Origin of the sequence: Sphingomonas sp. MMS24-J13 (assembly GCF_044905095.1) — a bacterium.
Classification (GTDB): Bacteria; Pseudomonadota; Alphaproteobacteria; order Sphingomonadales; family Sphingomonadaceae; genus Sphingomonas_I.
Genome location: NZ_CP173258.1, coordinates 2,252,146 through 2,277,478 on the forward strand (window position 1 = coordinate 2,252,146; position 25,333 = coordinate 2,277,478).

The following is a 25,333-nucleotide window of genomic DNA, read 5'->3' on the forward strand; positions in this document are numbered from 1 at the left end:
GTCATGCCGTAGCACCCTTTTTCCCGTCGATCAGCGGGGGGGCCGGGCGGTGATCCGCGAGATCAATTTCGACGGGCTGGTGGGTCCGAGCCATAATTATGCCGGGCTTAGCCCTGGCAATCTCGCTGCAAGCGCCAATGCCGGGCTGGCGTCGCGACCGCGCGATGCGGCACTGGAAGGCATTGCCAAGATGCGCGCCAACCTGGCGCTCGGACTCGCGCAAGGCATCCTGTTGCCACATCGCCGGCCTAACCGCGGCTGGATCGAGAGCCTTTCGACCACGCTGGCTACCGCCGAGCCGTGGATGCGCGCATCGGCACTCTCCGCCTCGGCGATGTGGGCTGCCAATGCCGCGACGGTCTCGCCCGCCGCCGATACCGCCAACGGACTGTGCCACCTGACCGTGGCCAACCTGATGACGATGCCCCATCGCAGCCACGAATGGCCCGAGACGCTGGCGCAGCTCCGCATCGCATTCGCGGGCGAGGGCTTCGCGGTCCATGGCCCGGTCCCGACACCGTTCGGGGATGAGGGGGCCGCCAATCACATGCGTCTGGCACCGACGCACAATGCCCCTGGAGTCGAGATCTTCGTCCACGGCGTGGGCGGCGGCGGCTTTCCCGTACGCCAGCACGCCGAGGCCGGACGCGCCGTCGCACGCGCGCACGGTCTCGATCCCGATCGCACGCTCCATGTCGCCCAGTCCGAGATCGCGATCGCCGCCGGCGCGTTTCACAACGATGTCGTCGCGGTAGCCGACGGCCTCACCGTGTTTGCACATGAGCAGGCGTTCGCGGACCGGGACGGCTTCTACGCAGCGCTGCGCAGCCTGTTGCCCGAGGTGGCGATCGTCGAGGTGCCCGCTGCCGCGGTGAGCCTGAAGGACGCGGTCAGCTCCTATCTGTTCAACGCCCAGCTCGTGACCCTGCCCGAAGGTGATCAGGCACTCATCCTGCCCGCCGAGGCGCAGGAGAATCCGAACGTCTGGACATGGCTGCAGACGATGATCGCCGGCAACGGGCCGATCCGTCGGCTGGAACTGGTCGACGTCCGCCAGTCGATGCGCAATGGCGGGGGGCCGGCCTGCCTGCGGTTGCGCGTGGTGTGCGATCCGGCGACGGTCGACCCGCGCTTCATGATCGACGGGGCAAAGCTGGACATGATCGCGGAGCTCGTCCGGCTTTATTGGCCAGAACAGATCTCGATTGCGGATCTCGACGATCCCGCCTTGTGGGCGCGGGCCGAAACGGCGCGCGCAGCGCTGTTCGAGAGCTTGGGGTTGCGCGAGCTGATCTGAGCCCCTCGCTAGAAGCGCTCCGGCGCAAAGCGCTCCACGTCGATAGTCGCTGTCATGGCGGGCATCGCCTCGGCGAGCAGCAGCGCCGCGCCGATCGCGGCTGCAGCCGGGGCCGTCTGGATACCGAAGCCGCCCTGCCCCGCGAACCAGAAGAAGCCCGGCCGGGCCGGATCGAAACCATAGACGGGCGCGCGATCGGGGGCGAAGCTGCGCAGGCCCGCCCATGCGCGTTCGCGCTTGAGCACGCGCCAATCGACGACATGTTCGAAGCGATCGATCGCGATGGCGATGTCGAGTTCTTCCGGTGCGACATCGTTCGGTGGCATCGGCGATTCGTCATGCGGCGACAGCCAAAGCCGCCCGCCGGGCTCAGGCTTGAAATAGAAGCGTTTTTCCGCGTCCATCACGAGCGGCAGACCGGACGGTGCCGGCGGATCGGTCGCGATCTGGACCACGGTACGTCGATAGGGCTGTACCCCCAGCGGTCTGACGCCCGCCAGACCCGCCACCTGATCGGCCCAGGCACCGGCGGCATTGACCAATATCGTCGCGTCGACCGTTCCGGCTCGCGTCTCGAGATGCCAACCGCCTGGCACCGACTCGGCCGCCAGCACGGCAGCGTCCACCAACGAAACCGCGCCGGCGCGCCGCGCCGCCGTCAGATAGTCGGCATGAAGCCTGCCAACATCGATGTCGCAGACGGTCGGTTCGCGCACACCCCAGGCGAAGGCAGTGGCAAGGCCGGAAACGGTTGCCTCGAGTCCGGCCCGGTCGAGCGACGTCCAGTCTATTCCGCCCAAATCCAGGTCCGCGATGAGCGCCGCAAGAGCCGGGCGACCGGCTTCGTCGGCGACATGGACGCAGGTACGCGGGTTGAGATAGCCGCCCGCCTGCAGCCACGGCCCCGATGCTGTCGTCAGCGGCTGGATCACCGGGCCGCCATAGCTTTCGGACCAGAAGGCCGCCGAACGCCCGGTCGTATGATAGCCCGGCTGCGATTCGGCCTCGACGAGCACGACGCGCGCGCGCGATCCGATCGCCGCCGCAAGGCTGGCGCCGGCCATTCCTGAGCCCACGATGGCGATATCGGCTACGTATTTCGACACAGCGCGACGGTTACGTTTTGGCAAGTGCTGCCGTCTAGCCTTTGCGGGTGATTAACCCTGCTTCGATCCTCCTGATCATTCTCGCCGCACTCCTGATCGTCGCAGCGGTGGGCGATATCCGATCGCGGATCATCCCCAACTGGCTGAACGCCGCGATCGCATTGCTGGCGATCCCTTTTTGGTTCGCCGCCGGGTTGGGTGCCCACGATATGCTGATCCAGATCGGCCTCGCCGGCGGGGTGCTCGCGATCTTCGCGGGCTGCTTCATCATCGGAATGATGGGCGGCGGCGACGTCAAGATGATCTCCGCTCTCGCTTTGTGGATGCCGCTCGGCAAGATTTTCTTGTTGCTCGTGTGGATGGCCCTCGCAGGTGGTGTGATCACGATCGGAATGTTGATTTATTACTACCTACGTAAAAATACAGGTAAGATCGAAATTCCCTATGGTGTGGCAATTTCAGCATCAGCCTTGCTGTTGGTGACCAACGATATTTTAACTAACACAGGCGCATGACTTTCCCCTCTCACCGTTAGTCGGTGACACGATGGTTCTTTTGGGGATTTTTCGCACACCATGAATGTCAGAAGGCTTATGCTCATGGTGGGCGCGCTGGTGTTCGCCATCGTGTGCGCATTCCTGGCACGAAGCATGTTCAGCGGTTCCAACCCGGCTGCCGCGGCGGCTCCGGCCGCACCGGCCGGCCCCGAGGTATTGGTCGCTACCCGCACACTGCCGACCGGCACGATCATCGGCGCCGATTCCTATCGTTTCCAGCCGTGGCCGAAGGACCTCATCGATAACGCTTATTATCTGAAGAGCGGCCAGCCGCCGCAGAATCTGACCGGCACCGTGGTGCGCTATCCGATCACGGCGGGACAGCCGATCACGCAGGGCGCGCTAATCCGACCGAGCGATCGTGGTTTCCTCGCCGCGGCGCTCACGCCGGGCATGCGTGCCATCACCATACCGGTCTCGCCGCTGAGCGGCGTCGGCGGTTTCGTCTTCCCGGGCGACCGCGTCGATCTGCTGCTGACCCAGACGGTCACGGGCGGCGGCGACGGCCAGCCGCTCAAGGTGGCCGAGACGATCGTGCGCAATGTGCGCGTCCTCGCCACCGATCAGAAGACCGACAAACCCACCGACGACAAGGGCAAGACGATCGTCACCGCATTTTCCAACGTAACCCTCGAGGTGACGCCCAAGCTTTCCGAAAAGATCGCGGTCGCGCAGACGATCGGAGCACTGTCGCTGTCGCTGCGCTCGATCGCAGACGACAAGATGGAGTTAGAGCGCAAGATCGCAGCCGGCGAGATGGAGGCGCCGGGCGATGCCAGGGCCGAAAGGCAGGCGCTGATCCAGATCGCATCGCAGCCGATCGACAGCAACACGACCTTCTCGACCGGCGGCGACGTTTCGCGTTTCCAACGCACCAACGTGCCCCCCAAGCCGAGCGTCACCACCAGCCCCGTGCCGCATGTGAACGGGCCATCCATCATCATCGCCCGCGGCAATGCGGTCACCGAAATCCCGCTGGGTAGGAATTGAATTGATGCGTTTCGCAAACGCGCTCCGTCACCCGGGCGCCTCCAGCCTGATCCTGGCGATCGCCACCGCCACGCTGGCCGCCATGGCCTCGCCTGTCCGCGCCGAGGCACCGCATGGCGACGGCGGCGGCACCGCACCATCGGCGGCCAGGGCCGAAATGCCGGCACGGCTGGTAACGATGTCGGTCGGCAGCGGGCAGTTGATCCGCCTGCCGCGCCCAATGGCCGGCGTATTCGTCGCCGACGACAAGGTCGCCGACGTTCAGGTCAAGGGTCCGACCGGCATCTATCTCTTTGCCAAGACGGCGGGTCAGACGACCGTATTCGCCACCGACCGGTCCGGCGCCGTCCTGTGGTCGACCAACGTGCGGGTCGGCAACAATCTGGCCGATGTCGGGCAGATGCTGAAAGCGGCGATGCCCGAGGCGGATATCACCGCGACCCCACTTTCGGGCATGATCCTGCTCACCGGCACCGTGCTGGCGCCCAAGGACGCCGCCGATGCCGAGGATCTGGCGCAGAAATTCACCGGCGGCACGGTGACCGTGCTCAATCACCTCAAGGTCGCGACACCGCAACAGGTCAATCTGCAGGTCAAGATCGCCGAGGTGAGTCGCAGTGTCGCACGCACGATCGGCATGAACCTCGCGAGCCGCGACAGCAGCGGCGGCTTCCTGTTCGGCATCGGTCAGGGCGACCCGGGCACGATCAAGACCAATACGAGCGGTACGGTCGATGCCGATTCGGGCGGCGGACCGCTTTCGACGATCTTCTCGTTCAAGAATATCGCCGGCACGACCCTGGGCTTTGCCGGTCACGCCTTCGGCCTGGACCTGCTGTCGACGCTGCAACTGCTTGAGGATGACGGGCTCGTCACGACCCTGGCCGAGCCCAATCTGACCGCACTGTCGGGCGAAACCGCGAGCTTCCTCGCGGGTGGCGAGATCCCGGTCCCGCAGAGCCAGGGGTTTGGCACGGTCTCGGTCGAGTTCAAGCAATATGGCGTGAGCCTGTCCTTCACCCCGACGGTGATGTCAGGCGGGCGCATTTCGATGCGGGTACGCCCCGAAGTGTCTCAGCTTTCGGATTCGGGATCGGTCAAGCTTGGCGGTTTCACCATTCCCGCCCTGAGCACCCGCCGGGCCGAAACGACGGTCGAGCTCGGCTCGGGCCAGAGCTTCGTGATCGGCGGACTACTCCAAAACAGCCACAACAACAGCACGTCGAAGGCGCCGGTGCTAGGCGATCTGCCGATCATCGGGGCGCTGTTCCGATCGAACAGCTTCCAGAAGCAGGAGACCGAGCTGATGATCGTGGTCACCCCCTATCTGGTGAAGCCGGTCGATGCGAACCGGATCGCCCTGCCGACCGACGGCTATCGTTCGGCCACGACCGCCCAGCGCGTGCTGCTCGGCAAGAGCGACGCGAGCGTCCCCGGTTTGGATCGGCCCAAGCCGACCACAACCGTCACCCCTTCGGTCTCGCGTTAAAGCGATGGAGTTCGCCATGATCCGTAGCTGTTTCACCATGGTCGCCGCGGCGATCGCCTTGACGGGTTGTGCGGCCGGCGATCGCGGGCTCGTCTCGACGCATCAGCCGGTCGTCAGCGAAGCCGGCGCGACCGTGCCGCATTGCCCCAACTGGCAACCCGAGGAGCGCGGCGAGCAGGAAGGCCAGTCGTCCAATTATGGGTGCGCCTCTGCCGTCAATCTCGCTGCGATGGTCGCCGATCCGGCGGATCTGGTCCGCGGCAAGAGCGAGGCGACATCGTTGGCCGAAACCGCGGTGCGGGCGCTCAAGGCGCTCCGCGACGCCGGAACGACCGGCAAGGGCAACACCGTCGAGAAAATCAGCGCCAAGGCAGCCAACTAGTGAACGCCCCCTTCCCTCCACAGCGCATCGGTACGCGCGATCCGTTCAGCGCCTTCATGAGCGATCTCGATTCGGAAGATGTCGCCCGCGCCGCGGCGCTCGCCTTCGGCTGGCCGCTCGAGCGCATTCACAATGGCGGGGTGCGTTATGCCGCGCAGAGCCTCGCCGTATCGCCGTCGCCGAGCATCCTGCTGGTCGATCTGTCCGACTCCGCAGATCCGATCGAGGATATCAACGGGCTGGCGGAAGTATGCGAGCCCGGCACGATGGTGATCGCCTGCGGCCACGTCAACGACGTGCATTTCTATCGTGACCTGATCAACGCGGGTCTGCACGATTATCTGCTCAAGCCATTCTCGCAGGAGCAATTGCACGACGCGATCGTCGCCGCCCAGGCGGTGCAGATGGGTGCGCGCGCGGCCGACGCGGCGAGTGCGACCCCACATCTGGCCGTAGCGGTGGTCGGCGTGCGCGGGGGGTCGGGCAGTTCGACCGTGGGCGTCGCGGTTGCGACGATGCTGGCCGAACGCCGTTCCACGGCCTTGCTCGATCTCGACGTTCATTTCGGCACCAGCGCGCTCGCGCTCGATCTGGAGCCGGGACGCGGCCTGACCGACGCGATCGAAAACCCCAGCCGAATTGATGGCCTGTTCATCGAACGCGCGCTGGTGCGCGTGAACGACAGGCTCGGCGTGCTTTCGGCCGAGGCACCGATGAGCCAGCCGCTGACCGGCGACGGCGCGGCCTTTTTCCAGCTTCAGGACGAGTTGAAGGGCGCGTGCGAATGCACTGTCATCGATCTGCCGCGTCATATGCTGGTTCAGCATCCGACCTTGCTGCTCGATGTCGGCGTCACCATCATCGTCACCGAATTCACGCTCGCCGCGACGCGCGATACGATCCGCATCCTCTCCTGGCTCAAGGCCAATGCACCGGCAACGCGCGTGGTGCTGGTCGCCAACAAGGTGCCGCCCTCGGGCCAGGAAGAGGTGGTTCGCAAGGACTTCGAAGCGTCAGTCGAGCGCAAGGTCGACGTCGTGCTCCCCTACGATCTCAAGCTCGCCGCGCAGGCCGCCAAGCATGGCAAGCCGATCCACGAAATTGCGAAGACGGGCAAGGTCGGACTGGCCTACGCCGTCCTCGCCGAACTCGTCACCGGCGACGGTGAGGACAAGAAGAGCAAATCCTTGCTCGGCCGCTTCGCCAGCATGCGCGGGCTCATGCCGCGCAAGCCCGCCCCGTGATCGTCTCGCCGCTGCTGCTAGCCGCGGTCATAGTGCTGTGCGGCATGGTACTGCTGGCCGTGCTGCTCAGCCGCAACCCCGCGCGCCGCCATTCCAAACGTCGGCTGGAAGCGGTCAAGGCGCGGCATGGCTCCGGCAACATCATCGAAACGCAAATGCGCCGCATCACCGCGCAGCGCACGAGTGCGCTCGACAATCGCTTCCAGCGGCTGATCCCCAATCGCGACTTGCTACGCAAGCGTATCGAGATGACCGGGCGGAGCTGGACGCTGAGCCAATACGCGATCACGTGCGCGGGGCTGACGGTCACGACGTGGCTGTTGCTGGCTATCCGCGGCACGCCGTTCCCGCTGACCTTCTTCGTAGGGCTGTTGGTAGGCATAGGCCTCCCCCACTATGTGATCGGCAGCCTGGCCAAGCGCCGCACCGCCGCCTTCGTCATCCGCTTTCCCGACGCCATCGAGTTGCTCGTGCGCGGCCTGCGCGCCGGCCTGCCGATTTCGGAGACCTTGGGCGTCGTCGGCAACGAGATTCCTGAGCCGGTCGGCAGCGAATTTCGCGGGGTCGCCGATCGCATGCGCATCGGCCGGACGATGGAGATGGCACTTCAAGAAAGCGCCGAGCGCATCAACATGCCCGAGTTCCAGTTCTTCGTGATCACACTGGCGATCCAGCGCGAGACCGGCGGCAATCTGGCCGAGACCTTGTCCAACCTGGCCGACGTGCTGCGCAAACGCATGCAGATGAAGCTCAAGGTCAAGGCGATGTCGTCCGAATCGAAGGCCTCGGCCTACATCATCGGATCCCTGCCCTTCATCGTCTTCGGCCTGATCTGGTACATAAATCCCGAATATATGGGCACTTTCTTTTCCGATCCGCGGCTTATCATCGCCGCTTCGGGCGGCGGCGTATGGATGGGCATCGGCGTGTTCATCATGGCCAAGATGATCAGTTTCGAGATCTGAGGGCACATGATCGAGGGCCTGATGGGGATCAACCTGACCGCCGCCGCGACCTTGATGTCGGCCGCGGCGGTGCTCGCCTTGCTGTTTGCCATCTATACCGCAACGACGGTGCGCGATCCGATGGCGAAGCGTGTCAAGGCGCTGAACGACCGGCGCGAGCAATTGAAGGCGGGAATCACAGCATCGACCCGCAAGCGCGCCAGCCTGACCAAGACGAGCCAGCATACCGACATGATGCGGGCGATCCTGGCGAGTTTCAAAGGCCTGCAGGACACCCAGCTCAAAACCGCGCAGACCAAGCTGATGCAGGCAGGCATCCGATCAAAGGACGCTGCCATCATCGTCATCTTCGCGCGCATGGTGCTGCCGCTCGTATTGGGCAGCATCGTAATCATAGGGGTCTATCTGCTCGACTGGTTCCCGGACTGGGGCGGGATAAAGCGCTACTGCCTCGTCGCCGGGATTCTGGTGCTGAGCTACAAGGCACCCGATCTGGTGGTGCAGAACAAGATCACCAAGCGCACCGCTGCGATCCGCAAAGGCCTGCCCGACGCGCTCGACCTGCTCGTCATCTGCGCCGAGGCCGGCCTGACCGTCGATGCCGCTTTCAGCCGCGTCGCGCGCGAGCTCGGCAAGGCCTATCCTGAACTGGCCGACGAATTTGCACTGACTTCTATCGAACTGGGCTTCCTGACCGAACGCCGCATCGCGTTCGAGAACCTGTCGCAGCGGATCGATCTCGATTCAGTCCGCGGGGTCGTCACGACCATGATCCAGACCGAGAAATACGGCACCCCGCTCGCCTCCGCGCTGCGTGTCCTCTCCGCAGAATTCCGCAACGTCCGGATGATGAAGGCCGAAGAGAAGGCCGCGCGCCTGCCCGCGATCATGACCGTGCCGCTGATCCTGTTCATCCTGCCGGTGTTGTTCATCGTCATTCTGGGGCCGGCGGCCTGCTCGATCTCGGACAACATGCTCAAAACGTGACGGCCTGAACAATCCGGTCGTGAAGCAGGTTCGAGCCTGCCCCGAACCGTATCGGGATAGCTTGGTAGAAATCCTTCGATACGGCTTCGTCGCCAAGGGTACCACGAAGTACCACCTTCGGGGCGACCGGCTTGCTGAAAGGCCACTCGGGCGAGCGGTCATTATTTCCGGATGATCTCTAGCTGGTTGACCGGAACAGCGCGGGCGAGCAAGCGTTGCCCCGACGTAACGACTGGAGAGCGTATAATGCCGGCATTCGCCCACTTCGGCACGAACGAATGGGTCATCCTGTTCCTCGTCCTGCTGCTCGGCTGGCTGCTTGGCCTGATTTCCCGTGCAGGTGGCGCTCGCAAGTGGCGCCGCGCCTACGAGGCCGAGCGCGACGCGCGGATCGAGGAGCAGCGCGACCACGAGGCTGCGCTGACCAAAGCCAACACGCGTGTGGCCGAGCTCGAGGCGGCGCAGGCCACGAAGGTGATGCCGGTCGCAGCCACCCCGGTCGTGACGCCCGAAACGCTCGACCTGCGCCGCGACGATCTCTCGATCATCCGCGGCATCGGCCGTGGCGGCGAGCGGCGGCTGAACGCACAGGGGCTGTATCGCTACACCGATATTACCGGGCTATCCCCCGCCGACGAGGCGGAACTCGAACAGAATCTCGGCGCCGACCCCGGCTACATCGAGCAGGAACGCTGGCGCGAGCAGGCGGCATTGCTGGAAGCCGGCCGCGGGGACGAGCACAAAGCCAAGTTCGGGTGAGGTGACTAAGCCCTCCCCTTGAGGGGAGGGGTTAGCGTTGCGGCCATACCTTTTCACGAAATATAGCGGTTTTTACCGCTACTTCGTCCCCTCTCCCTACTCCTCTTCCCTGAAGGGAAGAGAGCCTACGACTTCAGAGCAGCCTGCGCGGCCGCCAACCTTGCGATCGGCACGCGATACGGCGAGGCCGATACATAGTTCAGGCCGATGCTCTCGCAGAACGCTATGCTCGCCGGATCTCCGCCATGTTCGCCGCAGATACCGAGCTTGATGTCGGGCCGCGTTGCGCGGCCCCGCTCCGCTGCCATCGAAATCAGCTCGCCGACGCCCTCGACATCGAGGCTCACGAAGGGATCCTTCGCGTAGATCCCCTGCTCGACATAGGCACCCAGGAAACGCCCCGCATCATCGCGTGACACGCCAAGCGCGGTCTGCGTCAGATCATTGGTGCCGAACGAGAAGAACTCGCCGACCTCGGCGATCTCGCCGGCCTTCAGCGCCGCGCGCGGGAGCTCGATCATCGTGCCGACGAGATATTCGAGAGTCTTGCCCTTCTCTGCGAAGACGGCGGCGGCGGTGCGATCGATCAGCGCCTTGATGATCTCGAGCTCGCGGCGGGTGGCAACGAGCGGCACCATCACCTCGGGGATCGGCGCTTCGCCCGTCTTGACCGCGACATCGACCGCCGCCTCGAAGATCGCCCGCGCCTGCATCTCGTAGATTTCGGGATAGGTGATGCCGAGCCGGCAACCGCGATGACCGAGCATCGGGTTGAACTCGTGCAGTTCGGCCGCGCGGCGCTTCAATTTCTCCACGCCGACCCCGGTCGCGGCCGCAACCTCGTCGAACTCGCTATCTTCGTGTGGCAGGAATTCATGGAGCGGCGGATCGAGCAGACGGATCGTCACCGGCAGGCCGGCCATGATCTCGAAGATCTCGGCGAAATCGCTGCGTTGTTCGGGCAGCAGTTTCTCGAGCGCGGCGCGGCGCCCCTTCTCGTCCTCCGCCAGGATCATCTGGCGCACGGCGGTAATGCGTGCGGCATCGAAGAACATATGCTCGGTGCGGCACAGGCCGACGCCCTCGGCGCCGAAGCGCCGCGCGGTGCGGCAATCGAGCGGGGTTTCGGCATTGGCGCGCACCTTGAGGCGACGGACCTCGTCGGCCCACAGCATCAGCACGCCGAAATCGCCCGCCAGCTCGGGCTGCACGGTGGCGACCTCGCCCAGCATCACCTCGCCGGTCGAGCCGTCGATCGTGACGATGTCGCCTTCCTTCACCTCGCGCCCGGCAACCCGGAACAGCTTCGCCTTGGCGTCGATCGCAAGACTGCCGACGCCCGAGACGCACGGACGCCCCATGCCGCGCGCCACCACAGCGGCGTGGCTGGTCATGCCCCCGCGCGCGGTCAGGATACCGCGAGCGGCATGCATGCCGTGAATATCCTCAGGGCTGGTCTCGACGCGGATCAGGATCACCGCCTCGCCCGCCGCCGCCTGCTTCTCGGCGCTATCGGCATCGAATACCGCCTTGCCAGATGCCGCGCCCGGACTGGCGGGCAGGCCCTTGGCGATCACGTCGCGCGGGGCCTTGGGATCAAGCGTCGGGTGTAGCAACTGATCGAGTGCTGAGGGATCGACGCGACCGACGGCCTCGTCCTGCGTGATCAGGCCTTCGTTCGCCATATCGACCGCGATCTTGAGCGCGGCCTTGGCGGTACGCTTGCCCGAGCGCGTCTGGAGCATCCAGAGCTTGCCCTGCTGCACCGTGAACTCGATGTCCTGCATGTCGCGATAATGCGTCTCGAGCAGATCGAACACCTTGGCGAGCTCGGCATAGGTTTCGGGCAGAGCCTCTTCCATTGAGAGCGGCTTGGCGCCGGCACGCTCGCGCGCAGCGAGCGTCAGATATTGCGGGGTGCGGATGCCGGCGACGACATCCTCGCCCTGCGCATTGATCAGGAATTCGCCATAATAAGCATGCTCGCCGGTCGACGGATCGCGCGTGAAGGCGACGCCGGTGGCCGAGGTATCGCCCATATTGCCGAACACCATCGCCTGGACATTGACCGCAGTGCCCCAATCGGCCGGTATGTCGTGCAGGCGGCGATAGACCTTCGCGCGATCCGACTGCCACGATCCGAACACCGCACCGACCGCGCCCCACAGCTGATCGTGGACATCCTGCGGGAAGGGCTTCTTCCACTGCTCCTCGACCAGGCCCTTGTAGGTCTTGACGAGCGCGCGCAGATCGTCGGCCGAAAGCTCGGTATCGAGCGTAAAGCCGTTATCCTCCTTGGCGATCTCGAGCGCTTCCTCGAACGCGCCATGATCGAGTTCGAGTACGACATCCGAATACATCTGGATGAAGCGGCGATAGCTGTCCCACGCGAAGCGCGCGTCGCCCGACGTCGCCGCCAGCCCCTCGACCGTCTCGTCGTTGAGGCCGAGGTTGAGCACCGTATCCATCATGCCCGGCATCGACGCGCGCGCGCCCGAGCGCACCGAGACGAGCAGAGGATCGGCCGCATCGCCGAAATTCTTACCGGTCACCTTTTCGATATGCGCAAGTCCGGCTGCGACCTCTTCGCGAAGGCTGACAGGAAAAACCGCACCCTCTTCGTAGTAACGCGTGCACATCGCGGTCGAAATGGTGAAGCCCGGCGGCACCGGCAGACCGATCGACGCCATTTCGGCAAGGTTAGCACCCTTACCACCAAGGAGATTACGGTCGCCTTTGCCACCGTCGGAGACACCGCCGCCGAAACGATAGACGTAACGCTCTTGTTCGAAGCTCACGGGCACGCTCGCCATCCTGTCACCTTTGCCGACTGCATTGTGCAATGCGGCGGATATTTGCCCGATCGGGCCGAACAATGCGAGTTATTACGGCCCGGATCGGGACGATCGGGCTTCGAATGACGACGATCAGCCTTCGATTTTCGAGAAGTCGGCGACGCCATTGCAGGCCGCCCGCACGCGGGTGAGCATCGCCAGGCGCGCCGCCCTCTTGTCGGGATCCGCATCGTTCACCGTCACCTTGTCGAAGAAGGCATCGATCGGCGCCCGCAATGTCGCCAGCGCCGCCATCGCCTCCTCGAACCGCTCCCGCGCAACCGCCTCACCCGCCGCCGACTCGGCGGTTTCGAGCGCGGCGAGCAGATCGGCCTCCTCCGCTTCTGGCATGTAGCTCAGCGCCGTCTTGCCTGGATCGGCAGCCGTTTCGAATCCCTCCTTTTTGAGGATATTTGCAGCACGCTTGTAGCCGGCAAGCAGATTGGCGCCGTCATCCGTCGTGACGAACGCCTGCAGCGCCTTCACCCGCGCGAGCAGGCGAACGAGATCATCCTCACCGCCGAGCGCAAACACGGCGTCGATCAGGTCGTGGCGAACGCCGGCTTCGCGTTGTTGCACCTTGAGGCGGTCGATCAGAAACGCCATCACTTGTTCAAAAGAGGCAGCCGATCCCGGTTGCATTTCCGCAAACGGAAAATCCGCTTTGCGGAGTACGGGAAGTGCGGCAAACCGGAGACCGTTGTCCAATATCAAGCTGGCAATGCCCAGCGCTGCGCGTCGTAACGCAAAAGGATCCTTGGAACCGGTCGGCTTCTCTCCGACAGCAAAGAACGCGGCGATCGTATCCAACTTATCCGCCAGGCTCACCGCCACCGTTACCGGCGCAGTCGGCACATCATCCCCCTGCCCGACCGGCTTGTAATGATCGCGGATTGCGTCGGCGACCGCGTCGGGCAACCCCTCGGCGCGCGCATAATAGCCGCCCATCAGCCCCTGCAATTCGGGGAATTCGCCGACCATGCCGGTGACGAGATCGGCCTTGCTGAGTTCCGCCGCCTGCCGCGCAAGCTGAGGATCGGCGCCGGGGACGATGCCTTCGGCTGCCAGCCATTCGGCCAGCTTCGCCACGCGTGCGACCTTGTCGGCGACCGTGCCGAGCTTCTCGTGGAACACGATCTTGTCGAGCTTCTTCGCCTGCTCGGCGAGGCTCGTCCTGAGATCGGTCTCGTAGAAGAAGCGCGCGTCCGACAGGCGCGCCGCGAGCACCTTGCGGTTGCCCTCGACGATCTTCGCACCGCCGTCCGCCGCCTCGATATTGGCGCAGCAGACGAAGGCGTTGGCGAGCTTGCCCCCGCTATCGCGGCAGACGAAATATTTCTGGTTCACGCGCGCGGTGAGCTGGATCACCTCGGGCGGGACATCGAGGAACGCCTCGTCGAAGCGACCGGGCAACGGCACCGGCCATTCGGTGAGGCCGGCATTCTCGAACAGCAGGCCCTCGTCCTCGACCAGTTCGAGCCCGGCCGCGCGGGTCGCGGCGACCGCGCCATCGGCGATGATCGCGCGGCGTTCGGCGCCATCGACGATGACGTGGCAGGCGCGCAGCTTCTCGACATAATCGGACGCACCGCCGATCGTGATCATGCCCGGATGGTGGAAACGATGGCCGACCGTCGCGGCGGCGCTGGCGACACCGGCGACCTCGAACTCCAGCACATCCTCGCCCAGGATCGCAACGACCCCCTGCAGCGGACGCACCCAGCGCGGGCTCTCGGTCGAAGCTGAGGCCGCACCCCAGCGCATCGCCTTGGGCCACGGGAAAGCGCGCACGATCGCGGGGATCGCGGCAGACAGCACATCGGCGGTGGCGCGGCCGGGCTTGTCGATCACGGCGAACAGCACGCCATCGCGCTCGACCAATTGATCGGCGGTAAGCCCGGTCTTGCGCAGGAAGCCTTCGAGCGCCTGCGGCGGCGGCGAGGCACGCGGCCCCTTGGTCTCCTCACGCACCGCCTCGGTCTGCTCGGGCAGGCCATAAGCGATCAGCGCGAGCCGGCGCGGCGTCGCGTAAGTGACGATCTGCGTCGCGGCGAGCCCGGCGGCCGCCAGCTCGGCAACGAACAATTTCTCCAGATCCGCCCGCGCCCGCTCCTGCATGCGCGCCGGAATTTCCTCCGAACGGAGTTCGAGCAGGAAATCGGTCACCGCGAATCCTCCCCGGCACGGGAAGCGCGACCGCCTATACCCACCCCGTCATGCTGACGGTTCGTATGCCGCCCGGGCACGCCCAAATCCGCAAGGGCCATCACGCCGCCCACCCATTCTTCTCCATCCACGCCTGGCACGATCCCTTCGCCAGATCGCGCACGCGACCGATATAGGCCTGCCGCTCGGCCACCGAGATCACGCCGCGCGCGTTCAGCAGGTTGAAGACGTGGCTCGCCTCGATCGCCTGCTCATAAGCCGGGATCGGCAATTCGTGCGCGAGGCAATTCTGGCATTCCGCCTCGGCCTTGCGGAACAGATCGAACAAGGCGTCGGTGTCGGCCACCTCGAAATTCCACTTCGACATCTGCTTCTCGTTCTCGAGGAAGACGTCGCCATAGGTGAATTGGGGCGCGTTACCCTCGGCGTCGTTGAACGCGAGATCGTACACGCTGTCCTTGTTCTGGATATACATGGCCAGCCGCTCGAGCCCGTAGGTGAGCTCGCCCGCCACCGGCTTGCAATCGAAGCCGCCCATCTGCTGGAAGTAGGTGAACTGGCTCACCTCCATCCCGTCGCACCAGACCTCCCAGCCCAGCCCCCACGCACCGAGCGTCGGGCTCTCCCAATCGTCCTCCACGAAGCGGATATCGTGGCGGGTGAAATCGATCCCGATCGCCGCGAGCGAGCCGAGATAGAGCGCCTGCAGATCGGGCGGGCTCGGCTTCATGATCACCTGATATTGGTAATAATGCTGGAGCCGGTTGGGGTTCTCGCCATAGCGGCCGTCGGTCGGCCGCCTGGACGGCTGCACAAACGCCGCATTCCACGGATCGGGGCCGAGCGCGCGCAAGGTGGTGGCGGTGTGGAAGGTACCAGCACCCATGCGCATGTCGTAAGGCTGCAGGATGAGACAGCCTTGCGCGCTCCAATAATCATGGAGCGTCAGGATCATGCGCTGGAAACTGAGCGGCTGGGGCGCGCCCACGGGGCTTACCTTTCATCTGCGACGGGGACAGGGCGTTTGGCGCAGCGGGCTTAAGGGGTCAACCGGCAGCTGTTCGTTCAGACAAATCTCTCTAGAGAGCGAGAATGCGCCTTCGCCTGCTCGCTCCGCTTCTCCTGCTGCTCGCTGCGGCCCCCGCACCGCATAAGGCGCATCCCGCTTTGTGGAGGCTGTCGGACGCCGACACGACGATCTGGCTGTTCGGAACGATCCACGCTTTGCCCGCCGGCTATAGCTGGCGCGATCCATCGATCGAGACGGCGATGGAGCATGCCGATGCGCTCACCCTGGAGACGGTGATCGATCAGGATCCGGGCAAGCTGGCCACAATCCTCTACACGCTTGGCAAGGGCGACGGGCTGCCGCCGCTGGCGGACCGGGTGCCAGTCGCCAAACGCGCGCGACTGGCGCAATTGATCAAAGCCACCGGGCTGCCGCCCACGGCGCTAGACGGGATGAAGAGCTGGGCAGCCGCCGTGGTCCTGACGGGCGTGGCGATGCAGGAGATCGGGGTCGGCGCACAGGATGGGGTCGAGACCCAACTCACCAGTTTCTTCCGCGGCAAAAGCGAGCCCGTCGACGGGTTCGAGACGCCCGAACAGCAACTCGGCTTCTTCAATGCCCTGCCGCAGGCTGCGCAGGACAGCTTCCTCATCGCAACGCTCGACAGCCCGGCCAAGGCGAAAGCGGAATTCGCCGAGATGGTCGGCGCGTGGAGCAAGGGCGACGTCAAGGCGATCGCGCGCGCCTTCGCCGACGACCCCGAATTCACGCCCGCCTTGCGCGAGATCCTGGTGCGGCACCGCAACGCCGCGTGGGCGGCGGCGCTTCAACAGCGGATGGCGCGACCGGGGACCAGCTTCGTCGCGGTCGGCGCGGGCCATCTGGCGGGGCCGGATTCGCTTATCGAGATGTTGCGGGCCAAGGGATTGAAGGTCGAGCGGGCTGATTGATAGCACTCTCACCGCCCGTTGAAGCCCTCCTTATTTCCCCTCGGCCTGCGCCTTGAGAGCCGCCATGAACACCTGAAAGCGCTGCGCCATCCCGTCGCGCATCCCGGCGCGCTTATCCGCCGCGACGCGCGATTGGTCATAGGTCAGGGTATAATCGACCCGCGACGTACCTGCCCCGGTCGGCTCGACCGCGAGCGTACCGTGATAATCGATATCCTTGTTAGGGCCGACAGTCTGGCCATAAGTGTAGGAGTGCGCGGTGCCTGCCACCATCGGCTCCTCGATCACGCCGCCCAACAGACGACGGATGCTGCCGACCCCGCCCGATCCCGCGATCAGTTCGCACGGCATCTTGGCCCATTTGGCGATGTCGCAATAGGTGCCGATCCTGGCCCATGCGAGGTCGGCCGGCACGTTTGCATCGACGTGCAGATCGATCGCCACATAATCCGCCGCGCATGCCGGCGCAGTTGCCCCCAGCAGAAGTGCCATCATCAGCCCACGCATCGCTCTCTCCCTCTGATTGTCGACCCGAAGATAGCGGAGCGGTGCGCACGATCCAGCGCGTTTTAGGAACGACGCGCCGTTCATCTTCTTGAAATATTTCCATCGTCACGAACGGGTTCAGCTGTGTCCATAATACAACAAAATCGATCTTATGAGACGAGCCGAGGAACGACACCAATCCCTTATGACTTAACCCCGCCGACAGGGGCGAACATGTTTGTGAGGTTATTATGCGTTTTGTATCTATCGCCGTCCTGATGGGCGCTGGTCTAATGGCTTCTCAAGCTGTTCAGGCTCAGGACACAAATAGCGATGCGGCGAGCAACGGCACCAGCTTCATCGGCTTCCGTGCCGAGGCCCAGTTGGGAGGCGATCGCTTTCAGAGCCAAGGCACCCATCGCGACAAATTGGGATATGGTGCCGCGGTCGGCTGGGACGGCCTGATCGGCAACAAGATCGTCGTTGGGCCCGAGTTCAGCTATTGGCGCGGACGCGCCGAGAATGTGACTCCCGGCGGCGCGGGCGGCACCGTTGCGCAGAAATCGTTCCAGGAACTGGGCGCTGCCGTGCGCGCAGGCTATCTCGTGACGCCGAAGGTGCTGGTCTATGGGTTGGGCGGCTATGTGAACAGCGAGCACCGGCTGGCCTATAGCGGGGCCGCAGGCACCGGGGCGGGCGCCTTTTACGATCACTACCACACGTCGGGTTATCAGCTTGGCGGCGGCGCGGAATATTCGCTCACCAAGAACCTCTATACGGGGGTAGGGTATCGCTATTCCAATTACGATGACCATACGACCCAGCAGCGCCTGTACGGAAGCGTCGGCGTCAGGTTCTGATCCCCTTATCCTCCCCGGCTTGCCGGGGAGGACCTTGACGGCCCGCCTTGCCGTTCGGCTCCAGTTCCGCTAAGGGCGCGCGCTTCCGTCAGGTCATCCCTGGAGGCTGACGGTTTTTATCAACTCAATGCGAACTGGAGAACAGACATGAGCGACACGCTCACGCTCTCGGCTCAGACGCGCGATCGGGCTGGCAAGGGAGCCTCCCGTGCCATGCGTCGTGAAGGCCGCGTCCCCGCCGTTGTATACGGTAACAAGCAGGAAGCCCTTTCCATCTCCCTCGAGGAGAAGGCGCTGATCAAGGCGATGGCCAACGGCCATTTCATGAACTCGGTCGTGATGATCGACGGCGTCGGCCAGGCTGTCCGCACCCTGCCGAAGGACGTTCAGTTCCATCCGGTCACCGATCGTCCGCTGCACGTCGATTTCCTGCGCATCGGCGAGCACACCACCGTCCACGTCAACGTGCCGGTCGTGTTCACCGATGAAGAGAACTCGCCCGGCATCAAGCGCGGTGGCGTGCTCAACGTCGTCGCGCACGAGCTCGAGCTGATCGTCGACGCCGCCGAAATCCCTGACGAGATCTCGGTCTCGCTCGCAGGCCTCGATGTCGGTGCCTCGATCCACATCAGCGCCGTGACGCTCCCGGCGGGTGCCACCGTGGCGCACGCCGAGGACGACTTCACCGTCGCCACGATCGTCGCCCCGTCGGCTTTGCTGTCGAGCGAAGGCGCTGCCGAAGACGCCGCGACCGAAGAATAAGCTTATCCGTCGCCCCCGCGATGGCGGGGGCGACGTTCTTTCTGTGGGCACATGCCATGCTACTCTGGGTCGGCCTCGGCAATCCGGGCGCGGAGTATGCGCTCAACCGCCACAATGTCGGCTTTATGGCGATCGATATCATCGCCGACATGTACAATTTCGAGAGTTGGAAGAAGCAGTTCCAGGGCTGGGCCGCCACCGGGCGGATCGGCACGACGCGCATCCTGCTGCTCAAGCCCGCCACCTACATGAATGACAGCGGCCGCTCGGTCGGCGAGGCGATGCGTTTCTATAAACTCGGCCTCGACGCACTCACCGTCTTTCACGACGAGCTCGATCTCGCTCCTTTCAAGGTCAAGGTGAAGACCGGCGGCGGGGCGGCGGGACATAACGGCCTACGCTCGATCGACGCGCATATCGGACAGGCGTATCGCCGCGTGCGGATCGGCATAGGCCATCCCGGCCATAAGGACCGGGTAACCGGCCATGTGCTGGGCAACTATGCCAAAGCGGAGATGGACGATCTCACCGACCTGCTCGGCGCGATCGGCGCCGAGGCGCCTTCGCTCGCGGCAGGCGACGAGACGCGCTTCATGAACGATGTCGCGCTCAGGATGCAGGATTAAAGCCCTTTCCCAAAAAGGAAGAGAGTCCGCTGACCTCAGAATTTCAGTGCGAACGACGCCTGCGCCACCGGGTTGATCCGCGACCAGGCCGCGGCCCGAATCATGGGCTGTGCAATGGCGAAGGCGGTGCGATCCGCGCCGCCATGCTGCATCAACACGCCCGCCTCGAGCCCGACCATCGCCATTTTCGTAAGATGCGTCGTCCAGCCCGCGGTTGCGGCTGGCGCCACCCGGTTGATGTTGTTCCGCGGCGTCAATCGGCTGATCATGGCCGGCGCATAGATCAGCGCCGTCACCGATGCGTCGCGATCGGGCGAAAAAGTATTTTTCCCGCGGCGAACCAACACATGCATGCCGGCCGAAAAATGCAGCCCGTTATCGGCTTCGGGATAGAAATCGATCATCCGCCCGACGCGACGAAGATGCGGCTTCGCGCTGATGGACTGGCCGTTAAAGAACGCCACCGGCGACAGATCGCTGATCCGCACATGCATTCTCGAAAAGAGTGTGCCGGGTTGGCCAGTTACACCAAGGACACCCCCCGTGTCCGCGCCACCGTCCAACCCGGCGGGCACCAGCGTCTCTGCAGCCGCCGGCACCACATGCGTCGTCATCATCGCAGCCGTAAGGGCCGCGAGTTGCCATGCCCGCATTACAATCCCCTGTTATGCAACCTGAGCGCGCCCCCGCGCCCAGGCTGTTGCAAGGAAGACGTTGCAGCTTGTCGGTTCCACCACCCGTAAAACTACGTATCTTAAAGGATATCCGACGAGACGCCCTAAATCGGCGTCGAACCGAGGAACGAATCCGGCGCTGGTCTTGAGCAAATCCCCGGCTTAAGGCGCTCGCCGTGCGCGCCGGTCGCGCGATCAATATCGAAGGAATATCATGGGTTTTCGTTGCGGCATCGTCGGCCTGCCCAATGTCGGCAAGTCCACGCTTTTCAACGCGCTGACCGAAACGGCGGCTGCGCAGGCGGCCAATTACCCCTTCTGCACGATCGAGCCCAATGTGGGACAGGTCGCGGTGCCGGATCCGCGGCTGGATGCGCTCGCCGCGGTCGCGGGATCGGCCAAGAAGATCGAGACCCAGCTCGCCTTCGTCGACATTGCCGGGCTGGTGCGCGGCGCGTCGAAGGGGGAAGGGCTGGGCAACCAGTTCCTCGGCAATATCCGCGAATGCGACGCGATCATCCACGTGCTGCGCTGCTTCGAAGGCGAGGTGACGCACGTCGAGGGCAAGGTCGATCCGATCGCCGATGCCGAGACCGTCGAAACCGAGCTGATGCTCGCCGATCTCGAAAGCCTTGAGAAGCGCGTTCCCAACCTCGTCAAGAAGGGCCAGCAGGGCGACAAGGAGGCCAAGACCGGCGCCAGCGTGCTCGGCCAGGCGCTCGATCTGTTGCGCGAGGGCAAGCCGGCGCGGCTCACCCAGCCTAAGGATGACGATGAAAAGCGTTTGTTCGATCAGGCGCAATTGCTGACCGCCAAGCCGGTGCTCTATGTCTGCAACGTCGACGAAAGCGCCGCCGCCGAGGGCAATGCGCTATCGGCCCGGGTGTTCGAGAAGGCCAAGGCCGAGGGCGCGCAGGCGGTCGTGGTTTCAGCCGAGATCGAGGCCGAGATCGTGACGCTCGACCCGGCCGACCGTGCCGAATTCCTGTCGGATCTGGGCCTTACCGAAACCGGGCTCGCGCGCGTGATCGTCGCGGGGTACGAACTCCTCCACCTCCTCACCTTCTTCACCTGCGGACCCAAGGAGACGCGCGCCTGGACGATCCCCAAGGGTTCCAAAGCCCCGCAGGCGGCAGGCGCAATTCACAGCGATTTCGAACGCGGCTTCATCCGCGCCGAAACGATCGGCTATGAGGATTATGTGACCTACAAGGGTGAGGCCGGCGCGCGCGATGCAGGCAAATTGCGCTCCGAAGGAAAAGACTATATGGTGCGCGACGGCGATGTGATGCTGTTCCGCTTCAACGTCTGAAGCGGATTTCCCGAGAGGCATGGATGCGGACAGCATGGCCGATGGCCGTAATCGGGCTGTGCTGCCTGATGGGAGTTAGCATGGCGGCACGCGCCACGAACGCAGATCAGGATCGCCGCAAGCCGGTCACCATCCTCGTTTCGATCGACGGTTTCCGCGCCGATTACCTCGACCGTGGCCTGACCTCGCCCCTGAGCGCGCTGGCCCGCGGCGGAGTCACCGGTCCGATGCGGCCGTCCTTCCCGACCAAGACCTATGCCAGCCATTATGCGATCGTGACCGGTCTGCATCCCGATCGGCACGGCATCGTCGGCAACCGCTTCGAGGATCCGGCGCATCCCGGCCTGATGTTCACGATGGCGGCGCACAAGGACAGTTTCTGGTGGGATCAGGCCGAGCCGATCTGGGTTGCGGCGGAGAAAGCCGGTATCCCGAGCGCGCCGCTCTTCTGGCCGGGATCGGACGTGAAGATCCAGGGCACATGGGCGAGCACCTGGCAGCATTATGATATGGATGTGAGCGGCCGCCAGCGCGTTGATGCCGCGATCGATCTGCTGCGCCGCCCGGCAGCGACCCGGCCGCGCTTCCTGACACTTTATTTCGACGAGGTCGACACGCAGGGCCATCGCTACGGTCCGGACAGCCCCGAGTTGACGGCTGCGCTGATGCAGGTGGATGGCGCGATGGCTCATCTACGAGCCGAGCTAGCCGCGCTTGAGCAACCCGCTAACCTCGTGATCGTCGCCGATCACGGCATGATCGCGACCGATCCATCACGCGTGATCATGATCGACCAGATCGCCGATCCAGCCGATTACCACGTCGTCGACGAAGGGCCCTCGGCGATGATCGCGCCGACCCCGGGACGCGAGGCGACCCTGGCGGCGAAATTGCTCGCGCCGCATCCGCATTATCGCTGCATGCGCAAGGAGGACCTGCCCGCGCACCTCCGCTTCGGCCACAATCCGCGCGTCGCGGCGTTCGTCTGTCTGGCCGAACCCGGCTGGCTGCTGCTCGGCAAGGTCCCCGCTAAGGGGGTCGATCTCGGCAGCCATGGTTACGACAATCGGGAACCCGGTATGCTGGCTTTGTTCATCGCCAACGGCCCCGCCTTTGCGGCGGACAAGCGGATCCCGACGTTCGACAGCGTCGATATCTATCCACTGCTGCGCGACCTGATCGGCCTGCCGCCCAGGCCCGATATCGACGGCAGCGACGCGCCGTTCAACGGCGTGCGTCGGCCATGACATTGTGGTTCGACGACATGACGGTCGGCCGGATCGACCGCTACGGATCGAAGCGGGTCAAGCGTGAGGAGGTGCTCGATTTCGCGCGGAAATATGATCCGCAGCCCTTCCACCTCGACGATGCAGCCGCCGCCGCAAACCCGGTGTTCGGGCGGCTGGCGGCAAGCGGCTGGCATACTGCCGCGATGGCGATGCGAATGACGGCTGACCATTGGGCCGGGATCGGCGGGCGATCGATCCTCGGCGGTGCGGGAATCGAAGATCTGGCGTGGCTGACCCCGGTCTATCCGGGCGATACGCTCCGTTGCGATCTGGAGGTCATCGAGACCAGGCCTTCGCGGTCCAAACCGGATCGGGGAATCGTCAAATCCCGGCTGACGGTGTTCAACCAGGATGACGAGCCCGTGATGCGCCAGACCAGCGTGGTGATGGTGGCCCGTCGGCCGGTGAAAACGAATTAGCCTGAACGCCCTCCCCCAAGAGGGAGAGGGCGTAAGATCCGCTCAGCAACCGTTGCGATAATTCTGTTCGGCGTCGTGCTGCTTGTCGAGGTGCTTGCCGAGCAGGCCACCACCGACCGCCCCGAGCAGGGTGCCGAGCGTGCCGCCACCGAGCGCGTTGCCGATCAGCGCCCCGCCGGCACCGCCCGCGAGCAGCCCTGTCGTGCCGCTCGAACGGCGGCAATCCTGAGAATAACGCACGTCGCGGCCGCGATACTGGCGGTAATCGTTATGATAAGGGCGATTATAGCCGTTATCGTAAGCGCGATCATACTGGCTGCGCTGATAATCACCGTAATAATACTTATCCGAATAACGCTGCGCCTCGGCCGGGGCCGATGCCACCATCGGCGTTGCCACGGCGGCAGCAATCGCGGCGATCATGATCTTGCTCTTCATCTCAGCTCTCCTGTTGCATTCGATGACCCTTTATAAAACAGGCCTACTGCCCCAGTGCTGAATGCCTCGTGCAACTTCAGTTAAGCTTCCAAACCCTTATCGTTTCTTTCTATCGACTGAACGAGCAATGCTAACTTGTTGGAACGAAAACGAGATCCTGAAAATCGAAGCTGAAGTCGGCCAACGGGGAGAGCGGCTTCATCGTGATCCCGGTCACCTTGCCGTTCGCCACTGCGAACATCACCACCGCATCTTCCCCGACGCCGTCGGCGAATCGCGTCCGGAACATGTCCTGACCCCACGGCTCGAGTCTGCTCCTGAAAGCAGGCGTGCGGGTGAAATCGATCGTTAGCCCCTGCGCTTTGCGGCCGACGACGATGTCGCCGTACCAGGAATTGCGATAGCGGCCGGCATAAGCGTCCAGCGGCAAGGATGGGCCGCCGAGCACGGGCTTTGGCGCTCCACCCCCGGTCGTCTCCATCGCCTCCTTCTCGGACTTGGCGATGCGCGTCTGCGTCCAACCGACCCAGTCGAACGGCGGCGCGGCGACGAGCCGATCCAGCAAGGCATTGCGCAACCCGACCGAGGCTGCGCCATCCTCGGTATTGGTATAGACCGCCAGCCCACAACCGAGATCGGGCAACAGAGCCTGCTGGGTCACCTGCCCCACCAGGCCGCCCGAATGCGATATCAGCCGGTGGCCGCGATAATCCTGAACGAACCAGCCGAGCGCATAAGCCTGCAACACAGGGCGCTGCGGCTGATCGGCGGTGGGCCCGTCGCTGTTCCCGGTGATGGTCTGCGGGGTCCACATCTCCTTCGCCTGCACCGCGCTCCACAGGCGTTTGCCGTCGGATAGCTTGCCTTGCGCCAGCTGGGCGTGGAACCAGCGGGTGATGTCGTGCGCGCTGGCATTGATGCCGCCCGCCGCAGCGATCTTGTCCTGCTCGTCGGGCTGCACCACGCGTACCGGCCCCATGCCGCGCAACGGTGGTCCGAGGCGCGCATGGCGGCCGGCGACGTTGGCGGTCCTGATCAGCGAACGTGTCGACACGCTTTCGTCCATGCCCAACGGACGCAGCAGACGAGCGGAGACGAAATCCTGCCAGCTCAGCCCGCTGATCTTCGTGATCAGCATGCCCGCGACCAGATAAAGGATATTGTCATAGGCATAGCCTGCCCGAAAACCGCGTGCGGGCTTCAGATATTGCAGGCCATGGAGGATGTCGGACAAGCTGTGCTTGGTCTCCGGAAATTGCATCAGATCGCCCGCGCCGAGCCCCAGCCCCGATCGGTGGACCAGCAGATCACGCACCGTCATCATCTGCGTGACGGCGGGATCGTACATCTTGAATTCGGGAAGGTAACGGATGACCGGCTCATCCCAGCCGATCTTGCCCTCGTCCACCAGCATGGCGAGCGCGGCGGCGGTGAAGGCTTTGCTGTTGGAGGCGATGCCGAACAGCGTGTGCGCATCGACCGCACCCGGCCGGCCGAGCGTGCGCACGCCATAGCCCTTGGCGAAATCGGGCTTGCCGGGCCGCACGATAGCGACGGCAAGGCCGGGCACGCCGAATTGGGCGAGGAAGGGCTGGACGATCGCGTCGATCGCGGCTTCGTCGAAATCGGTGGCCTGGGCCCAAGCCGGCCAAGCCGCCAGGATTGCACCGCCAGCGCCCACCCCCAGGAATCCACGCCGGCTGGTTGTTAATCCACTCATATCTCGCCCCTT

24 protein-coding genes are annotated in these 25,333 nt (G+C 64.4%); 16 read left to right on the forward strand and 8 right to left on the reverse strand.

Annotation, left to right across the window (positions count from 1 at the left end):
• Positions 1–49: 49 nt before the first annotated feature.
• Complete coding sequence (locus AB4Z44_RS10490) at positions 50–1,297, forward strand: N-succinylarginine dihydrolase (RefSeq protein ID WP_404713975.1); 1,248 nt, start codon at positions 50–52, stop codon at positions 1,295–1,297.
• Positions 1,298–1,305: 8 nt separating this feature from the next.
• Here the strand turns inward: AB4Z44_RS10490 and AB4Z44_RS10495 are convergent, their stop codons facing one another.
• Positions 1,306–2,361 carry an NAD(P)/FAD-dependent oxidoreductase gene (locus AB4Z44_RS10495; RefSeq protein WP_404713976.1) on the reverse strand — a complete coding sequence of 352 codons (1,056 nt, stop codon included), beginning with the start codon at positions 2,359–2,361 and terminating at the stop codon, positions 1,306–1,308.
• A gap of 89 nt (positions 2,362–2,450) precedes the next feature.
• Here AB4Z44_RS10495 and AB4Z44_RS10500 point away from each other — a divergent pair, with 89 nt between their 5' ends.
• From AB4Z44_RS10500 to AB4Z44_RS10535, 8 genes are all read left to right on the forward strand, one after another.
• Positions 2,451–2,918, forward strand: coding sequence for a prepilin peptidase (locus tag AB4Z44_RS10500; protein WP_404713977.1), 468 nt, complete (start codon positions 2,451–2,453; stop codon positions 2,916–2,918).
• Positions 2,919–2,978: 60 nt separating this feature from the next.
• Positions 2,979–3,950 (forward strand): Flp pilus assembly protein CpaB, encoded by a 972-nt coding sequence (gene cpaB, locus AB4Z44_RS10505; protein WP_404713978.1) that lies wholly within the window; start codon positions 2,979–2,981, stop codon positions 3,948–3,950.
• Between the two features lie 4 nt (positions 3,951–3,954).
• Positions 3,955–5,439 carry a type II and III secretion system protein family protein gene (locus AB4Z44_RS10510; RefSeq protein WP_404713979.1) on the forward strand — a complete coding sequence of 495 codons (1,485 nt, stop codon included), beginning with the start codon at positions 3,955–3,957 and terminating at the stop codon, positions 5,437–5,439.
• A 16-nt stretch (positions 5,440–5,455) separates the two neighbouring features.
• A complete protein-coding gene (locus AB4Z44_RS10515) occupies positions 5,456–5,821 on the forward strand; it encodes a CpaD family pilus assembly lipoprotein (RefSeq protein WP_404713980.1) in 366 nt (121 codons plus the stop codon).
• Positions 5,821–7,065 (forward strand): pilus assembly protein CpaE, encoded by a 1,245-nt coding sequence (locus AB4Z44_RS10520; protein ID WP_404713981.1) that lies wholly within the window; start codon positions 5,821–5,823, stop codon positions 7,063–7,065. Before AB4Z44_RS10515 ends, AB4Z44_RS10520 begins: the two co-directional genes overlap by 1 nt.
• Positions 7,062–8,030, forward strand: a complete 969-nt coding sequence (locus AB4Z44_RS10525) for a type II secretion system F family protein (RefSeq protein WP_404713982.1) — start codon at positions 7,062–7,064, stop codon at positions 8,028–8,030. Before AB4Z44_RS10520 ends, AB4Z44_RS10525 begins: the two co-directional genes overlap by 4 nt.
• A gap of 6 nt (positions 8,031–8,036) precedes the next feature.
• The gene (locus AB4Z44_RS10530; protein WP_404713983.1) at positions 8,037–9,017 is read left to right on the forward strand and encodes a type II secretion system F family protein; all 981 of its coding nucleotides are present in this window, start codon (positions 8,037–8,039) and stop codon (positions 9,015–9,017) included.
• Positions 9,018–9,263: 246 nt separating this feature from the next.
• The gene (locus tag AB4Z44_RS10535) at positions 9,264–9,776 is read left to right on the forward strand and encodes a hypothetical protein (RefSeq protein ID WP_404713984.1); all 513 of its coding nucleotides are present in this window, start codon (positions 9,264–9,266) and stop codon (positions 9,774–9,776) included.
• A gap of 125 nt (positions 9,777–9,901) precedes the next feature.
• Here AB4Z44_RS10535 and ppdK read toward each other — a convergent pair whose 3' ends face one another.
• The 3 genes from ppdK to AB4Z44_RS10550 form a co-directional block, all read right to left on the reverse strand.
• Positions 9,902–12,589, reverse strand: a complete 2,688-nt coding sequence (gene ppdK, locus AB4Z44_RS10540; RefSeq protein ID WP_404713985.1) for a pyruvate, phosphate dikinase — start codon at positions 12,587–12,589, stop codon at positions 9,902–9,904.
• Positions 12,590–12,703: 114 nt separating this feature from the next.
• Positions 12,704–14,776, reverse strand: a complete 2,073-nt coding sequence (gene glyS / locus AB4Z44_RS10545) for a glycine--tRNA ligase subunit beta (protein WP_404713986.1) — start codon at positions 14,774–14,776, stop codon at positions 12,704–12,706.
• Between the two features lie 100 nt (positions 14,777–14,876).
• Positions 14,877–15,731, reverse strand: coding sequence for a glycine--tRNA ligase subunit alpha (locus tag AB4Z44_RS10550; RefSeq protein WP_404714211.1), 855 nt, complete (start codon positions 15,729–15,731; stop codon positions 14,877–14,879).
• A gap of 137 nt (positions 15,732–15,868) precedes the next feature.
• Between AB4Z44_RS10550 and AB4Z44_RS10555 the strand changes: the two genes are divergently transcribed.
• Complete coding sequence (locus AB4Z44_RS10555) at positions 15,869–16,735, forward strand: TraB/GumN family protein (protein WP_404713987.1); 867 nt, start codon at positions 15,869–15,871, stop codon at positions 16,733–16,735.
• A gap of 30 nt (positions 16,736–16,765) precedes the next feature.
• Here the strand turns inward: AB4Z44_RS10555 and AB4Z44_RS10560 are convergent, their stop codons facing one another.
• Positions 16,766–17,242 (reverse strand): SRPBCC family protein, encoded by a 477-nt coding sequence (locus AB4Z44_RS10560; RefSeq protein ID WP_404713988.1) that lies wholly within the window; start codon positions 17,240–17,242, stop codon positions 16,766–16,768.
• Positions 17,243–17,514: 272 nt separating this feature from the next.
• On the opposite strand from AB4Z44_RS10560, the gene AB4Z44_RS10565 reads away from it, so the two are divergent.
• The 3 genes from AB4Z44_RS10565 to pth all read left to right on the forward strand — a co-directional run bounded on the left by AB4Z44_RS10565 (position 17,515) and on the right by pth (position 19,469).
• Entirely contained in the window at positions 17,515–18,081 is a 567-nt protein-coding gene (locus AB4Z44_RS10565) for an outer membrane protein (RefSeq protein ID WP_404713989.1), read from the forward strand.
• Between the two features lie 147 nt (positions 18,082–18,228).
• On the forward strand, positions 18,229–18,843 hold the full coding sequence (locus AB4Z44_RS10570) for a 50S ribosomal protein L25/general stress protein Ctc (RefSeq protein WP_404713990.1): 615 nt from the start codon (positions 18,229–18,231) through the stop codon (positions 18,841–18,843).
• A gap of 56 nt (positions 18,844–18,899) precedes the next feature.
• On the forward strand, positions 18,900–19,469 hold the full coding sequence (pth, locus tag AB4Z44_RS10575) for an aminoacyl-tRNA hydrolase (protein WP_404713991.1): 570 nt from the start codon (positions 18,900–18,902) through the stop codon (positions 19,467–19,469).
• A gap of 35 nt (positions 19,470–19,504) precedes the next feature.
• On the opposite strand, the gene AB4Z44_RS10580 is transcribed toward pth, so the two are convergent.
• A complete protein-coding gene (locus AB4Z44_RS10580; RefSeq protein ID WP_404713992.1) occupies positions 19,505–20,086 on the reverse strand; it encodes a hypothetical protein in 582 nt (193 codons plus the stop codon).
• A gap of 271 nt (positions 20,087–20,357) precedes the next feature.
• Here AB4Z44_RS10580 and ychF point away from each other — a divergent pair, with 271 nt between their 5' ends.
• From ychF to AB4Z44_RS10595, 3 genes are all read left to right on the forward strand, one after another.
• Entirely contained in the window at positions 20,358–21,455 is a 1,098-nt protein-coding gene (gene ychF, locus AB4Z44_RS10585) for a redox-regulated ATPase YchF (RefSeq protein ID WP_404713993.1), read from the forward strand.
• 80 nt (positions 21,456–21,535) lie between these two features.
• Entirely contained in the window at positions 21,536–22,702 is a 1,167-nt protein-coding gene (locus AB4Z44_RS10590; protein WP_404713994.1) for an ectonucleotide pyrophosphatase/phosphodiesterase, read from the forward strand.
• On the forward strand, positions 22,699–23,163 hold the full coding sequence (locus tag AB4Z44_RS10595; RefSeq protein WP_404713995.1) for a MaoC family dehydratase: 465 nt from the start codon (positions 22,699–22,701) through the stop codon (positions 23,161–23,163). The genes AB4Z44_RS10590 and AB4Z44_RS10595 overlap by 4 nt, the downstream gene beginning before the upstream one ends.
• A 42-nt stretch (positions 23,164–23,205) precedes the next feature.
• Here AB4Z44_RS10595 and AB4Z44_RS10600 read toward each other — a convergent pair whose 3' ends face one another.
• The gene (locus AB4Z44_RS10600; RefSeq protein WP_404713996.1) at positions 23,206–23,601 is read right to left on the reverse strand and encodes a hypothetical protein; all 396 of its coding nucleotides are present in this window, start codon (positions 23,599–23,601) and stop codon (positions 23,206–23,208) included.
• Positions 23,602–23,731: 130 nt separating this feature from the next.
• Positions 23,732–25,321: a serine hydrolase gene (locus tag AB4Z44_RS10605; protein ID WP_404713997.1), complete on the reverse strand. Its 1,590-nt coding sequence runs from the start codon at positions 25,319–25,321 to the stop codon at positions 23,732–23,734.
• Positions 25,322–25,333: the final 12 nt, after the last annotated feature.

Excerpts from the sequence above, each read along its gene's own strand:
- AB4Z44_RS10495 (WP_404713976.1), bottom strand. The coding sequence starts at position 2,361 with ATGGCCGGCGCCAGCCTTGCGGCGGCGATCGGATCGCGCGCGCGCGTC.
- cpaB (WP_404713978.1), top strand. The coding sequence starts at position 2,979 with ATGAATGTCAGAAGGCTTATGCTCATGGTGGGCGCGCTGGTGTTCGCC.
- AB4Z44_RS10510 (WP_404713979.1), top strand. The coding sequence starts at position 3,955 with ATGCGTTTCGCAAACGCGCTCCGTCACCCGGGCGCCTCCAGCCTGATC.
- AB4Z44_RS10515 (WP_404713980.1), top strand. The coding sequence starts at position 5,456 with ATGATCCGTAGCTGTTTCACCATGGTCGCCGCGGCGATCGCCTTGACG.
- AB4Z44_RS10530 (WP_404713983.1), top strand. The coding sequence starts at position 8,037 with ATGATCGAGGGCCTGATGGGGATCAACCTGACCGCCGCCGCGACCTTG.
- AB4Z44_RS10535 (WP_404713984.1), top strand. The coding sequence starts at position 9,264 with ATGCCGGCATTCGCCCACTTCGGCACGAACGAATGGGTCATCCTGTTC.
- ppdK (WP_404713985.1), bottom strand. The coding sequence starts at position 12,589 with ATGGCGAGCGTGCCCGTGAGCTTCGAACAAGAGCGTTACGTCTATCGT.
- AB4Z44_RS10550 (WP_404714211.1), bottom strand. The coding sequence starts at position 15,731 with ATGATCCTGACGCTCCATGATTATTGGAGCGCGCAAGGCTGTCTCATC.
- AB4Z44_RS10555 (WP_404713987.1), top strand. The coding sequence starts at position 15,869 with ATGCGCCTTCGCCTGCTCGCTCCGCTTCTCCTGCTGCTCGCTGCGGCC.
- AB4Z44_RS10560 (WP_404713988.1), bottom strand. The coding sequence starts at position 17,242 with ATGCGTGGGCTGATGATGGCACTTCTGCTGGGGGCAACTGCGCCGGCA.
- AB4Z44_RS10565 (WP_404713989.1), top strand. The coding sequence starts at position 17,515 with ATGGCTTCTCAAGCTGTTCAGGCTCAGGACACAAATAGCGATGCGGCG.
- AB4Z44_RS10570 (WP_404713990.1), top strand. The coding sequence starts at position 18,229 with ATGAGCGACACGCTCACGCTCTCGGCTCAGACGCGCGATCGGGCTGGC.
- pth (WP_404713991.1), top strand. The coding sequence starts at position 18,900 with ATGCTACTCTGGGTCGGCCTCGGCAATCCGGGCGCGGAGTATGCGCTC.
- AB4Z44_RS10580 (WP_404713992.1), bottom strand. The coding sequence starts at position 20,086 with ATGATGACGACGCATGTGGTGCCGGCGGCTGCAGAGACGCTGGTGCCC.
- ychF (WP_404713993.1), top strand. The coding sequence starts at position 20,358 with ATGGGTTTTCGTTGCGGCATCGTCGGCCTGCCCAATGTCGGCAAGTCC.
- AB4Z44_RS10590 (WP_404713994.1), top strand. The coding sequence starts at position 21,536 with ATGGCGGCACGCGCCACGAACGCAGATCAGGATCGCCGCAAGCCGGTC.
- AB4Z44_RS10595 (WP_404713995.1), top strand. The coding sequence starts at position 22,699 with ATGACATTGTGGTTCGACGACATGACGGTCGGCCGGATCGACCGCTAC.
- AB4Z44_RS10600 (WP_404713996.1), bottom strand. The coding sequence starts at position 23,601 with ATGAAGAGCAAGATCATGATCGCCGCGATTGCTGCCGCCGTGGCAACG.
- AB4Z44_RS10605 (WP_404713997.1), bottom strand. The coding sequence starts at position 25,321 with ATGAGTGGATTAACAACCAGCCGGCGTGGATTCCTGGGGGTGGGCGCT.